Origin of the sequence: Oleisolibacter albus (genome assembly GCF_003336875.1) — a bacterium.
In the GTDB taxonomy this organism is placed as follows: domain Bacteria; phylum Pseudomonadota; class Alphaproteobacteria; order Azospirillales; family Azospirillaceae; genus Niveispirillum; species Niveispirillum album.
Map to the genome: position 1 here is coordinate 232881 of NZ_QGNJ01000001.1, position 12793 is coordinate 245673.

Annotated in this window: 10 protein-coding genes; 1 reads left to right on the forward strand and 9 read right to left on the reverse strand. The window is 66.3% G+C overall.

Annotated elements, in window-relative coordinates; genetic code table 11:
- Positions 1-9: 9 nt before the first annotated feature.
- The 3 genes from DK368_RS01155 to otsB all read right to left on the reverse strand — a co-directional run bounded on the left by DK368_RS01155 (position 10) and on the right by otsB (position 3734).
- Positions 10-1482 (reverse strand): nSTAND1 domain-containing NTPase, encoded by a 1473-nt coding sequence (locus DK368_RS01155; protein ID WP_155524436.1) that lies wholly within the window; start codon positions 1480-1482, stop codon positions 10-12.
- Between the two features lie 155 nt (positions 1483-1637).
- The gene (locus DK368_RS01160; protein ID WP_114391713.1) at positions 1638-2210 is read right to left on the reverse strand and encodes a polysaccharide biosynthesis/export family protein; all 573 of its coding nucleotides are present in this window, start codon (positions 2208-2210) and stop codon (positions 1638-1640) included.
- A 474-nt stretch (positions 2211-2684) separates the two neighbouring features.
- Positions 2685-3734, reverse strand: a complete 1050-nt coding sequence (gene otsB, locus DK368_RS01165; RefSeq protein ID WP_114391714.1) for a trehalose-phosphatase — start codon at positions 3732-3734, stop codon at positions 2685-2687.
- Positions 3735-3933: 199 nt separating this feature from the next.
- Here otsB and DK368_RS01170 point away from each other — a divergent pair, with 199 nt between their 5' ends.
- Positions 3934-5538 (forward strand): AAA family ATPase, encoded by a 1605-nt coding sequence (locus DK368_RS01170; protein ID WP_155524437.1) that lies wholly within the window; start codon positions 3934-3936, stop codon positions 5536-5538.
- Here DK368_RS01170 and DK368_RS01175 read toward each other — a convergent pair.
- From DK368_RS01175 to hyfB, 6 genes are read right to left on the reverse strand one after another with little or no spacing between them, the layout of a single operon-like run.
- The gene (locus tag DK368_RS01175; RefSeq protein ID WP_114391716.1) at positions 5535-6098 is read right to left on the reverse strand and encodes an NADH-quinone oxidoreductase subunit B family protein; all 564 of its coding nucleotides are present in this window, start codon (positions 6096-6098) and stop codon (positions 5535-5537) included. The two genes, DK368_RS01170 and DK368_RS01175, sit on opposite strands and share 4 nt — an antisense overlap.
- A 12-nt stretch (positions 6099-6110) precedes the next feature.
- The gene (locus DK368_RS01180; protein ID WP_114391717.1) at positions 6111-7646 is read right to left on the reverse strand and encodes a hydrogenase large subunit; all 1536 of its coding nucleotides are present in this window, start codon (positions 7644-7646) and stop codon (positions 6111-6113) included.
- Positions 7643-9079 (reverse strand): hydrogenase 4 subunit F, encoded by a 1437-nt coding sequence (locus DK368_RS01185; RefSeq protein WP_114391718.1) that lies wholly within the window; start codon positions 9077-9079, stop codon positions 7643-7645. Before DK368_RS01185 ends, DK368_RS01180 begins: the two co-directional genes overlap by 4 nt.
- On the reverse strand, positions 9079-9744 hold the full coding sequence (locus DK368_RS01190) for a hydrogenase-4 component E (protein ID WP_114391719.1): 666 nt from the start codon (positions 9742-9744) through the stop codon (positions 9079-9081). Before DK368_RS01190 ends, DK368_RS01185 begins: the two co-directional genes overlap by 1 nt.
- A gap of 3 nt (positions 9745-9747) precedes the next feature.
- The gene (locus tag DK368_RS01195; protein WP_193552236.1) at positions 9748-10713 is read right to left on the reverse strand and encodes a respiratory chain complex I subunit 1 family protein; all 966 of its coding nucleotides are present in this window, start codon (positions 10711-10713) and stop codon (positions 9748-9750) included.
- Positions 10710-12743 carry a hydrogenase 4 subunit B gene (hyfB, locus tag DK368_RS01200; RefSeq protein WP_114391720.1) on the reverse strand — a complete coding sequence of 678 codons (2034 nt, stop codon included), beginning with the start codon at positions 12741-12743 and terminating at the stop codon, positions 10710-10712. The genes DK368_RS01195 and hyfB overlap by 4 nt, the downstream gene beginning before the upstream one ends.
- Positions 12744-12793: the final 50 nt, after the last annotated feature.

The window sequence follows — 12793 nt, forward strand, 5'->3', positions numbered from 1 at the left end:
GGGCTGCTCTCAGACCAATCCCCGTTTGGGAGCCTGGATGAGCAGGATGATCTGCCGCATCATCTGATTGCGAAATCGCAAACGGTATCCGCCGGGCAGAATAACCCGCTCCAGAACGGGGGCCTGCCCGTCCACAAGGTGGTCAAGCGTTGCATCGATGACGTCCATGGACGGCATCCGCTCCCCCTGTGCGGGTCGAACCGCCTGCAGATCGGCAGGTGTGAAGCTGCCATAGGTGTCGTATTCCGCTTGCGCCGCGAGATACAGGATGTCGGCGACCCGGCCCTCATCCGGGCCGACGGCACGATGGTAGATCTCAAGCAGCGCCCGCTCCGCCTCTTCCGTGCAGCGTCGGACAGCGTCCGCCATGTCCGCCCGTTCCACGTCACGGCTGCCTCTGGCGACAGCGGTCCGGGCCGCATGAAGGCTGAGGAGCTGGGCGTAATAGGGCAGTCCTTTCGACAGCCCGACGATGATCCGGCGCGCCTCCGCCGAAAAGGTCAGGCCGGCCATTTCCGAGCCTGAGAGAATGATGCGCTCGATCTCCCGGTCGCTCATGGGCGGCAGATGGACGGCCACGAGAGAGCGCTGGATTGAGGGATGCTTGCCCAGGAGTTGATCGACACTCTCGGCGACGCCGATAATGAACAGGGTCGCCTGGCAACCACGGTCGCTCAAATTCTTGATCAGTTCGGCCAGCTTGTTCTTCACATCCTCGTTCTGGAGACGGTCGTACTCGTCCAGCATCATCAGCACATGCGTGCCGGAAATCTCGTCGAGCAGGTCGACGAGCTGAGTCACGGTGAAAGAGCCGGGTGGCAGGCGTTCATCGGCAGTGCCGAAGTTCCGCGTTCCGGCGTAGCCACCACTGTCAGCCCCCAGATATCCCGACGGCACCCGCTTCAGCAGCGTCCGGAACATCTCTTCGAAACCGAGCTCGGCTGAACAGGTGAGCTTGGTCGGAAGGTAGCCGGCCTGTGCCGCAATCTGCTCCACCGCATTGCCGAGCGAGGTCTTGCCCCGTCCCCGATCCCCATAAAGGACCACATGCGCACGCTCCTCCTCGATAGCGGAGATGATGCGGCGGATGGTACCCAGCCGTCCGACGAACAGGGCATTGACCTCACGCTTCGGGCGCGTCGGCGTGAAGGCCTCCCTCAGGACCTTGGCCACCTCCGGCTCGATCCCTGAAACGGTGGCCGGCCGCATGCCATGGGTCACGGAGAAGGCGAAGCGGGGAAGCTCCTCGGCAGGAACAGACGTCGGTTCCGGAGGGGCGTGCCGGAACCGCGGTCGCGGTGGTTCGGAAATCTCGGGCATCGGCGTCGGCGGCCGGGCGCCCGATGACAAGGGGCGCTGCGTCTCCGCCGGGCGCAAGGGCGGCGCCGGTGCGACTGTGTAAGGCGGGATGTCGATCGATGACGTCTCCAATGGCGGAATCGTCTCGTCCTGGCCACGACGTTTGCGGAAAAAGCTGCGCATGATGCCGCCACTGCTCCTGAAGATCGCCCGTGTTCCAGACCGCCGAGGCGATGAGCCGGGCGGTGCCGCTCCGGCTCATGCCTTGTCCTCGACAGGGCGGGCTGCAGTCAGGAAACGGATGGAGACGCTCCCGTGCTCTGATCCGCCGCGACGCATCAGAAGAAGCGTTCGGGCACCCGGATTACGTCGTCCGGCAGGATCGGCGTCTCGGGCAGTGCAGACCGCTCCACCTTTCTGCCATCGATCGTGCGGGTGATCAGGACATAGTCCTGGCGACCGCGATAGGTGAACCCACCGGCGGCGGCCACGGCACTGAGGGCCGTCATCCCGCTGGCATAGGGATACTGACCCGGCTTGTTGACCTCGCCGATGATATAGAAGGGCCGGAAGTTCAAGACCTCCACGCTGACCTTCGGATCACGGATGTAGCCTTCGGCAAGACGTTTGCTGAGGCTCGCCTCCAGTTCGCGTGGGGTCAGCCCGCGTGCCATCACCTCGCCGACAAGTGGCATGGCGATCCGACCCGAGCCATCGACAGCGAACTGGCCGGACAGCTGATCCTGTCCGAAGACGATGACACGCAGATTGTCACCAGAACCGAGCCGATAGACATCGGTCTCGATCGGTCCGGCGGAGGTCGTTTCCAGCGGCGGTGCGCTGGCGGAGCAGCCGCTGACGGCGATCGCCACGGCAACGACGCACGACCGCAACGCTTTCCACAGTCCCATGGATTCCTCATGTTTTCGTCATGAACACTGATGACGCAGTGTAAATGCAGCATCGCCATGCCGAAAAAACGGAGAAGATGAACATGAGCGGGCTTCCGATGTACGTCATCCGTTATCGGGGGGAGTTTAGGGGTGGACTGGAACCGCTCCGTTTGGAGACTGTTTGTCATGATTGGCACCCCGCCGATGACATCCGGCGCAGCCTGCCGGTTGGCCAATAAACCCTCAGGTGCAAACGAAGCCAGACCATGTCAACTCAGGCCACCATACCCACATCATCCAGCGCTCCGCGCCCGGACCAGACAGCTCCGGACCAGACAGGACAGAGGCCCCGGCCACCATCCCCCCGCCATCCCGGATCAGACCGACTGCCGCCCTATTCTCCCGGCGGCACACCCGAACCGGACCTGGATGAGAAGGCCAATCCCCGCCACCGGATGCCGGCCTATCCGCCGAAAACGGCCCCCTGACCCCTCAGGGAGAAAGCCGTCCCAGCGCATCGGCCAGATGATCGAGGAACGCGCCTACGCTGGGGATGTCGGGGAAAGTGACCCGGGCCGCCGTTGACGCTGGCTCTTCCGCCACGCGGATGCCCAGCCCGATTTCCCGCACCGCCCGGAAACCGTCCTCATCGGTAACGTCATCGCCGATGAAAACCGGAAAATGGGCCGACATCCCTTCGGTATCGAGCAGATGCCGGATGGCCTTGCCCTTGTCCCAGTCGAACGCAGGGCGCAACTCGTGGACCTCTTTTCCCGCCATATACCGGAGTTCCGGTTCCCGACCGAGAACCTCCCGCACGATGTCATGGATGATGGGCTTGTCACCCGGCTCCACTTCACGCGTATGGACCGTCACGGCATACCGCTTCGGCTGGACAAGAGCGCCGGGAACAGACGCCAATTCCCCCTGAAGCCGCGCGATTGCCCGCTCCAGCGCGGGACGAAACGGCTCTCCCAGCAGCGCGCGTCCAGACGGTGCATCGATATCAAGCCCATGGCTGCCGGCGTAGATCAGTCCGGGGAGTCCGACCAGGGTCCGCACATCCTCAAGATCCCGGCCACTGATGACAGCCACTGGACAGCGGGCCGCCAGTCTCTGGACACGGACCCGCATGTCCGGATGCAGCGTGGCGGCGTCCGGTCGAATGACAATGGGGGTCAGCGTGCCGTCATAGTCGAGAAAAAGCACCGGCCTGCGCTGGGCGATATCAGCGGCAAGGGCTTTGATGGCTGCCCCGTCCCCCGCGGGCAAAGAAGCGGGCGGCTGATCCCGGCTGACGGGTTTTCTGTCGTTCCACATGTCTTCCCATATTGCGGCTCGGCCGCCCTCCGGAAAGGCCGCCAGCACGCCCTTGAAAACCGCCCTTGAAAACCGGATGGGAAACACGCCGCCCGGCTGTTCATCGCTTATGGTCCATGTGCCCTTTTCGGGCGTTTCCGTCCCGACCCGGTCGAGCCTGTGCCACGACAGGATGCCTGGAACCGCTTCTGCCAGACCTTGCGGACCATCGCAATCTGCCATGAGGCAGAGACATCGGCTCTAGGTCCAATGGCCGAACGGCGCGGACCGGACGGATTCGCGTCAGGTGACGGGGCTGGTCCTTCGCGTCTGTTTCCGTCTGACGGGAGGGGCAACCGCCCCCTCCAATGGACGGGCCTTCATACCGGACGCGCCGCAGCCATACCCCCGCCCCCTCCTCTACACTGGCACCCGGCACCGGATGGCGTTGCCGATCTGGCGCGCCCGGTGTTTTCCGATCTGGCGCAAACTGTTTGGGAGCGGTCGCGACATGCGAAACGCACCGTTGGCCATCCTCGAGTCCGACGAAACGTCCAGCACGATCGATGATGATGCCATCTTCAGTGGTCTTCTTCTGGCCGTTATCGGTCGGCGTCGGCTGCTGGTTCTTGTTGGTGAGTGTCCGGATGACCGGATGGCGCTGCTTGCTCGGCTGGCCCACCATATCGCCGCCGACGGGTCCATGGTCCTGACCGTGACCGCCAGCAGCGGCATTACCGTGGAGGATCTGGTCGAAGTTGCCGGGCGCACCCTGTTGGGCAGGTCGGGCGCCGCCCTCGGCTTCGACGATGTGGTCGTACAGCTGGAAAGCCATCTCGATCAGGCGGGCACGGGCATCCTCATGATCGAGGATGCGGACAAGCTTCCTGTCGAGACGCTGCGGGATCTGGCCGATCTCAGCGGCTCCTTGAGCGGCCAGGGGTGCTTTCTGCAGATTCTTCTCGCAGGCGGTGCGCAGCTGGATCACCGCTTGGAGCAGGCCGATCTGCTGCCGATGGTTCGGGCCGTGGGAACCCTCTACCGTCTCGAGAGGGCCGGTCCTGGCGACACGACACCGCCGTTGGCGCCGGATCTTCCAGCTCCTTCTCTGCCAGCGGCAAGGTCCGCTCCCCGGGCTGAGGTTCCATTTCCTCCGCCGGGGCCTGGAGAGCGCCCCGTGTTGCAGGCGCAACGCCGGGCCGGTCTCCAGCAGGTTCGGCACCGGCGCAGCCATGGTCTGCTCTGGTTCGGGCTGGCAGCCACCTGCCTGACCATCGCCGGCACGGTCATGGCGACCCGGGACAGGACGGATCTGCTGCTTTTGGCACAACAATACGGCCTGCCTCTTTCCACGGAACCGGCGACAAGCCAAGCCACGCCGCCGGCCGCCCCTCTGGCGACGACGGTGCCGATCCGCCCGTCCCAGCCGGCGGCGCCCCTGTCCCCTGAGGAGCGACCCGATGACATGACGGTGGAGGTATCGCAAGCGCCTGTCCCGCCGCCACCCGTGGCAACCCCGTCTGCCCCGGACAGCATGGTGTCGACCACCGCATCGCCTGATCAGCCGGAGGCGCAGGAGCCGGCCGTTCCCGGTCCCCGTGCCCCTCTGGGCGACAGCAGACGCCATTCGGGAGAAGGCGCGGCGCTGATCCGGGATCTGATCCAGAAGGCTGAGGAGCTGGTGGATCAGCGGCAATTAACGACGCCGAAGGGTGACAATGCCCTTGAGGTGGTCCATGCCATCGCCGCGCTGGAGGCCGGTCACCCGGCCATTCCCGCGTTGAAGACCCGTATGGTCGAAACCTACCGGGTCTGGGGGCGCAATGCCGAACGGCGCAGCCAATGGGACTTGGCGCGCCTCTACTATGAGCGCGCCCTGGCCGTGGATGGCGACGATCCGACCGTCAGGACACTGCTGGCCTCGCTGGACCGCCGCCGCAAACCGTCACGCTCACCGGCACAGCCCGACGATAGTCCCGCACGCACGGCCACCGTAACGTCTCCAGAACCGGACCAGGAACCGCCGCTCCCCAGCTTGCGGCCTTAACCTTTGTCGGCACCCGCCGTCGAAGCGGCCACACCCGCTTGTGGCCGCCCTTCCGCCTCGATCAGGGCCAGAAGCCCGGCGAGAATGTCCGCCGGCCGCGGCGGACAGCCGGGAATGACCAGATCCACCGGCAGGACCTGCGATACACCGCCAACGACCGCATAGCTGTCCGCGAACAGATGTCCGTCGATGGCGCACTGGCCGAGGGCAACCACCCATTTCGGGTCCGGCGTCGCCTCCCAGGTCTTCAGCAGACCTTCACGCATATTGGCGGTGACAGGTCCCGTCACCAGCAGCACATCGGCGTGACGGGGCGATGCCACGAAGCTGAGGCCAAGCCGTTCAAGATCATAGAGCGGATTGCTGAGCGCCTGGATCTCCAGTTCGCAGGCATTGCAGGACCCGGCATCCACCTGGCGGATGGCCAGGCTGCGCCCCAGCCGCCGCCGCGCCGCAGCGTGCAGCTTGGCCAGCAAATCCTGCACAGCCCTGTCGCCCGGTTCGCTCACAGCCTCGCTGCGGGACCCCTTGAGAAGATTACGGGCGATGATGCCGAACACAAGCCGCCTCCGTCAGAGATCGTGGCCGGAATAGGAACAGTTGAACGACTTGTTGCAGAGCGGGAAGTCCGCCACGATGTTGCCCTCGATGGCCGCTTCCAGCAGCGGCCACTGGAACCAGGACGGATCGCGGCTGTGCGCCCGCTCGATCCGGCCCCCGTCGCTGATGCGGACCCAGGCCAGGATCTCCCCGCGGAACCCTTCGACCAGGGCCATCCCCTCCGACACGGCGTGTGACTCCGGCAGGAAGGCCCGCCCCGGGCCGGACTCCAGACGCTTGAGGATCTGCGCGATCAGGTCCAGGCTCTGTTCCACCTCGCGGATGCGGATCCAGACCCGGGCATTGACATCCCCCTCGGGCAGGACCGGCACCTGGAAATCCAACTCGTCATAGGGGGCATAGCCCGGCATCCGCCGGGCATCCAGCCCCCGGGACGAGGCCCGGCCGACATAACCACCTGCCCCAAAACGATGGGCAAGATCGCTGGAGACCACACCCGTACCGACCGTGCGGTCCAGCAAGGACGATTTGGCGTCGTAGATCGACACCAGTTTGCGGAATCGTTTGGCGAACACCGGCAGCAGGTCGGCCAGGGCCTGCCGTCCCTCCTGCTTGAGGTCGACGGCGATCCCACCGGGAACCACCCGGTCCATCAGGAAACGGTGACCGAAGCAGCGCTCATTGGTCCGCATGACCTGTTCGCGCAGGACCGCGCATTCCGCCAGCAGGAAGGCGAAGCCGCCATCATTGGCGATGGCGCCAATGTCGTTGACATGGTTGGCGATGCGCTCCAGCTCCGCCATCACGGCCCGCACCAGCTGCGCCCGCCGTGGTGCCGTGACGCCCAGTGCCGCCTCCACCGCCAGACAGAAGGCCAGCGTATGGGCCACGCTGCTGTCGCCGGACAGGCGTCCGGCCAGCCGGGCCGCCTCCTCGGGCAAGCGGCCCTTCATCAGCCGTTCCACGCCCTTGTGGACATAGCCCAGCCGCTCCTCCAGCCGCACCACGGTCTCGCCCTGGCAGGTGAAGCGGAAATGTCCGGGCTCGATGATGCCGGCATGGACCGGCCCGACGGGGATCTGATGCAGCCCCTCACCGTCGGAGGGAAGGAAGGGATAGGGGGCCGGCTCCCCCAATGGCGCCCCAGGCACGGCAGCCAGCGGATGGCGCAGACGCCAGCGGTCATGGTCGAGCCAGGGGCGCGGATCATCCAACCCGTCCGCCGCCAGGCCCGTCAGGTCCTGGATGGCGCGCTCCAGCCGCTTGGCCGCCGGTCGCACGCCGGACAGCGACGGGAAGCTCTGCTGCGGGCAGGTCAGGCTGGCGACGGCGATGTCGCCATCCGTGTCATCCCGCAGGGCCAGATGGACCATGCCCGTCTCACCCCAGAGCCCCAGAAGGCTCCAGGCCGGTACCGCGGCCAACCGGTCCCGCAGACCGGTCCAGCCCTCCACCGACAGTTCGAAGCGCGGCCAAGGCTCATGCCGCGCCGCCGGCGTGCCCAGGGCGGCCAGGAAGTCTGTCAGGCTGATGCGATCGACGGTCATCCCAGCAACCTCGCCACAGAGTGGAACCAGGCGACCAGCGGCGCCGGCATCCACAGACCGATGGCGGCCACCAGCAGCAGATGGACATAGATGGGCGCCAGCGACGCCTGCAAAGGGCGGCTGTCACCGGCCGGCGCTCCGAAGCAGAGCGACTGGGCACGCAGAATCAGGGCACCAAACCCCAGCAGCAGGCCCAGCACCAGCGGCAGGGCAAGCCAGGGCGATGCGCCGACGGTGCCGCTGACGATCATCCACTCGCTCATGAACAGGCCGAAGGGCGGCAGGCCGGCGATGGCGACGATTCCCAGCAGCAGGCTCCAGCCCAGGGCGGGATGGCTGACCGTCAAGCCGGTGATATCGGCGATACGCTGGCTGCCCTTGGCATGGATGGCGTGGCCCACGGCGAAGAAGATCGCCGACTTGGTCAGGCTGTGCAGCGCCATGTGCAGCAGCCCGGCAAAATTGGCCAACGGCCCGCCGAGGCCGAAGGCGAAAGTGATGATCCCCATCTGCTCGATGGAGCTGTAGGCGAAGAAGCGCTTCACATCGCGTCGGCGATAGAGCATCAGCGCCGCCAGCAGCAGCGTGCCCAGGCCCATGACCGTCATCAGCACGCCTGGCGCCATGGCTGCGCCATTGGCGGCCAGCAACATCTTGAAGCGCAGCACGGCATAGAGGGCCACATTCAGCAGCAGGCCCGACAGCACCGCGGAGATCGGAGTCGGTCCTTCCGCATGGGCATCCGGCAGCCAAGCGTTCAGCGGCGCCAGCCCGACCTTGGTGCCATAGCCGACCAGCAGGAAGATGAAGGCCAGATTGAGGATGCGGGGATCGACCTCCGCCGCCACCTCCAGCAGTTCCGTCCAGGTCATGCCGGCTGCACCGCTGCCCAGCACCGGCTGCGCCGCCAGATACATCAGGATGGTCCCGAACAGGGCCAGGGCGATGCCGACGCCGCAGAGGATGAAGTATTTCCACGCCGCCTCGATAGCGGCCGGCGTCCGGTACAGGCTGACCATCAGCACCGTGGTCAGGGTCGCCCCCTCCACCGCCACCCACAGCAGGCCCAGATTGTTGGCCAGCAGCGCCAGCAGCATGGTGAAAAGGAAGGCCTGGAACATGGCGTGGTAGAAACGCAGCCGCAGCGGCGTCAGCCGGCCTGACCGCACCTCGTCGGCAATATAGCCGGCGCTGAACAGGCTGGTGGTGAAGCCGACAAAGGCCGTCAGCACCACCAGGTAAACGTTGAAATCATCCACCAGCAGCGTCGGGCCGCTCTGCGGCCGCGACACGATCAGGCTCAGGGCCGCCGCCAGGGTCAGGGCCGACCCGACACAGTTCAGCCGGGCGGCCAGACGCTCCGGCTTCACCAGCAGCAGCAGGCCGGCGAAGAGCGCCGGAACCAGCAGCACCAGGACAGCGCCATTCAGCATCAACGGTCCCCCTCGCCGCGGAACCGCTCGAGATACTGGACGTCGAGGCTGTCGAACCGCTCACGGATCTGGAAGAAGAAGACGCCGAAGATGATGAAGGCCACCATGACGGCGAAGGCCACGGACATCTCCACCACCAGCGGCATGCCCTTCACACCGATCGCCGCCAGGATCAGCCCGTTCTCCAGGCTCATGAAGCCGACCACCTGACCGATGGCGTTGCGGCGGCTGATCATCATCAGCAGGGCCAGCAGCACGACCGACAGGGCCAGGGCCAGATCCTCGCGCGTCAGCGCCGCCGCCTCCCCGGCCAGAGGCAGCACCAGCGCCAGCGACAGGGCCACCAGCCCCACGGCCAGGGCCAGGGTCGATGCGACACCCAGGACGCGCTCGATGGTGCGATGGATGCCCAGACGGGCGATGATGCGGTGCAGGGCGACGGGAATGACCACGGCCTTCAGCACCAGCGCGATCAAGGCGGTCAGGTAAAGGTGTGGGCTGGCCTGGATCCAGCCCTGCCAGGCCGCCGCCGCCGCCAGCAGCACCGACTGCACGGCGAACGCATTGATCAGCGACGTCAGCCGCCGCTGGTACAGGAGGGCGAAGCTGACCAGCAGGATCGAGGTTCCCAGCAGGTGGGCGACGTCATAACCGATCTCGCCCATGGCCTAGCCCTTGAACCCGGTTGAGACGAACAGGAAGATCGAGGCCAGCAGCCCCAACAGCAGGGCGCCGCCCAGGAACTCGCCGATGCGGAAGACGCGCATCTTGGCGATGCTGGTTTCAAACACTGCCAGCGCAGCCACGGCGACCATCATCTTGCCGAAGAAGGTGACAAGGCCCAGTAGCCAGACCAGCGGACCGTCGCCGGCTCGGGCGATGCCCCAGGGGCAGAACACACAGGCGATCAGGGCCATGAACAGCAGCAGGCGCAACATGCCCGCCAGTTCCATCAGTGCCAGATGGCGTCCGGAATATTCCAGCACCATGGCCTCATGCACCATGGTCAGTTCCAGATGGGTCGACGGGTTGTCGATGGGGATGCGGCCGGCTTCGGCAATGGCGACCATCAGCAGGCTGACCAGTCCCAAGGCCAGGGAAATACGCAGGCCCACCCCCTGCCCCAGGATGGTCTCGACGATCCCGGCCAGCGACGTGGTCTGCAACAGGATGGCCAGGGTGAAGATCACCATCAGCATGGCCGGCTCCGCCAGGGTGGCGATCATCGCCTCGCGGGAGGCGCCGATACCGCCGAAGGCCGTTCCGGCATCCATGCCGGCCAGGATGGTGAAGAAACGGGCACTGCCCAGCAGGGCCACCAGGGCGATGAGGTCAGCCGCCGGCGCCAGCACCAGCTGGGTGCTGAAGGTGGGCACCAGCCCCGCCGCCAGCCAGATCAACGTGAACACGGCATAGGGGGCGGCACGGAACAGCCAGGAGGTCCCGTGCGCCACCACCGCCTCCTTGCGGAACAGGCGCAGCAGTGTGCGGTAGGGCTGTAGTGGGTCCGCGCCGCTGCGCCCCAGCAACCGTGCCTTGGCAAAACGGACACAGCCGGTCAGCAGTGGCGCCACGGCCAGCACCAGTGCCAGCTGCACCAGCTGGAACAGAACGGACAGCAGCACGGAAGTCATGCCAGCACCGCCATGATCGCCAGCAGGGTCACCAGGGTGGCGAACATCAGCATCAGATAGCGCCGGATGGTCAGGAACTGCAGATGGTTCAACCGGCCCGCCAGCCAGTCGACGGTGGCCCAGACCGGACGTGCCACGAAGTCCCAGGCCGGATCACGCCAGCGGAGCAGATGGCTGGCGGCCCCGGTTTCGCCCGGTTCCGGCATGGAGACCTGTTCCCGCGCCTGGAACACGCCGCTGGCAAAGACCCGCCGCAACGGCTGGGCGAAGCTGGCTCCGCTGTACTGTGAGACCGGTCCCACCGGCGGATAGCCGCAGCCCCAGGCATCGGCCCGCCGCAGGCCGCTGGCGGCATGGCGCCGGATCAAACGGAAGACCAGAAGCGCCAACCCGCCAGCCACCAACAGCACGAAGAATCCGCTGTAGGAATTGCCGGCCAGCCCTCCCGCCTGTCCGACGGGGGCGAGCCACAACCAGCCGAGCGATCCGCTGGCCGGCAAGGCGGTTCCGACGGCGATGGCGGCGGCATCATGCAACAGGCGCAGTACCAATCCCGGCAGGATGCCGACCAGAACGCAGAGGAGCGCCGGCACCACCATGGCCAGTTGCAGCGGCGCCGTGACCTCCTGGGCTGCAACCGCCTCTGCCGAACGCGGACGGCCCAGGAACGCGATCCCAAAGAAACGCAGGAAACAGGCGGCGGCCAGGGCTGCCGCCAGGGCAGCGAAGACACCGACCACCATCACCCCCACCTTCAGCCCCCACAGGCTGAGCTGCGGACCGTTGAGGATGGCCTGGAAACCCAGCCATTCCGAGGCGAAGCCGTTCAACGGCGGCAGGGCCGAGGCCGCAGCCGATCCGATCAACAGAAGCGGCGCCGTGCGCGGCAGCCGATGGATCAGCCCGCCGAGCGTCTCCAGCGACCGGGTTCCCGTGGCCGCCACCACCGCCCCCGCGCCGTAGAACAGCAGCGTCTTGAACAGACTGTGATTGAGCACATGCAACAGAGCGGCGGAGAAGGCCAGAGCCGCGATCACCGGCTTGCCATCGGCCTTGAACATCAGCGCCAGCCCGAGGCTCAGGCAGATGAAGCCCACATTCTCCACGGTCGAATAGGCCAGCAGGCGCTTGATATCGTCCTGCAACAGTGCGTAGAGCACGCCGGCCACCGCCGTCAGGCTGCCCAGCGCCGCCAGCAGCGCCCCCCACCACCAGTCCGGCATGCCGGCGAGATCGAACAGGATGCGGCAAAGACCATAGAGCGCCACCTTGGTCATGACGCCGCTCATCAGGGCCGAGACATGGCTGGGGGCCGCGGGATGGGCCAGCGGCAGCCAGATATGCAGGGGAACGAGGCCAGCCTTCGATCCAGCACCCAGCACGGCCAGGACGACCGCCAGCGCCGTCAGACCGTCCCCCACACCCTGCTCCCGCATGGCCGTGAAGCTGAACGCCGCTTCCGGTCCGGCCAGCAGCCCGAAGCTGACCATCAGGCACAGACTGCCGATGGCGGCCATCACCAGGTAGAGCCGGGCGGCCCGTGGCGTTTCCGGCTCATCGTGCGTGCTCAGCACCAGAAGCCAGGAGGCAACGGACATCACTTCCCAGCCGAACAGGAAACCGAAGGCGTCGCCGGCCAGCAGCACCATCACCATGCCGGCCAGGAACAGCGGAAAGAAGGGCAGGACCCGTGCAGGTGCCGGCCCGTGATGCCCTGGCTTGTGGGCACCATCACGCCCATAACCCCAGCCGAACACACTGGCCGTTGCCCCGGCCAGCCCCACGGCCAGCAGAAACACCGCGGACAGCCCGTCAAGGACGAGGCTGGCGCCCAGGCCCGGCGGCCCGATCGGTATCTTCAGATGCCAGGGGCTGTCGCCCTGTATCAGGAAGGCGAAGGCAACGCCCGTCACCAGCAGGGCGGCGACGCCACTGCCGCCATAGATCAATGCCGCCACCGGCCCCCGTCCCATGACGGCGACGAGGCCGAGCACAACAAAGATCAGCAATGCCAGGACGAGAAGAACCACAGGAACACCGGCGCGGAGGGGACGGCGCAGTGTAAGGTCGCAGCCCCCTG

What these genes read in the sequence shown, in the direction of transcription:
- otsB (WP_114391714.1), bottom strand. Translation starts at nt 3,734, where the DNA reads ATGGCAGATTGCGATGGTCCGCAAGGTCTGGCAGAAGCGGTTCCAGGC.
- DK368_RS01195 (WP_193552236.1), bottom strand. Translation starts at nt 10,713, where the DNA reads ATGACTTCCGTGCTGCTGTCCGTTCTGTTCCAGCTGGTGCAGCTGGCA.
- DK368_RS01170 (WP_155524437.1), top strand. Translation starts at nt 3,934, where the DNA reads ATGGCGTTGCCGATCTGGCGCGCCCGGTGTTTTCCGATCTGGCGCAAA.
- DK368_RS01160 (WP_114391713.1), bottom strand. Translation starts at nt 2,210, where the DNA reads ATGGGACTGTGGAAAGCGTTGCGGTCGTGCGTCGTTGCCGTGGCGATC.
- DK368_RS01155 (WP_155524436.1), bottom strand. Translation starts at nt 1,482, where the DNA reads ATGCGCAGCTTTTTCCGCAAACGTCGTGGCCAGGACGAGACGATTCCG.
- DK368_RS01185 (WP_114391718.1), bottom strand. Translation starts at nt 9,079, where the DNA reads ATGCTGAATGGCGCTGTCCTGGTGCTGCTGGTTCCGGCGCTCTTCGCC.
- DK368_RS01180 (WP_114391717.1), bottom strand. Translation starts at nt 7,646, where the DNA reads ATGACCGTCGATCGCATCAGCCTGACAGACTTCCTGGCCGCCCTGGGC.
- DK368_RS01190 (WP_114391719.1), bottom strand. Translation starts at nt 9,744, where the DNA reads ATGGGCGAGATCGGTTATGACGTCGCCCACCTGCTGGGAACCTCGATC.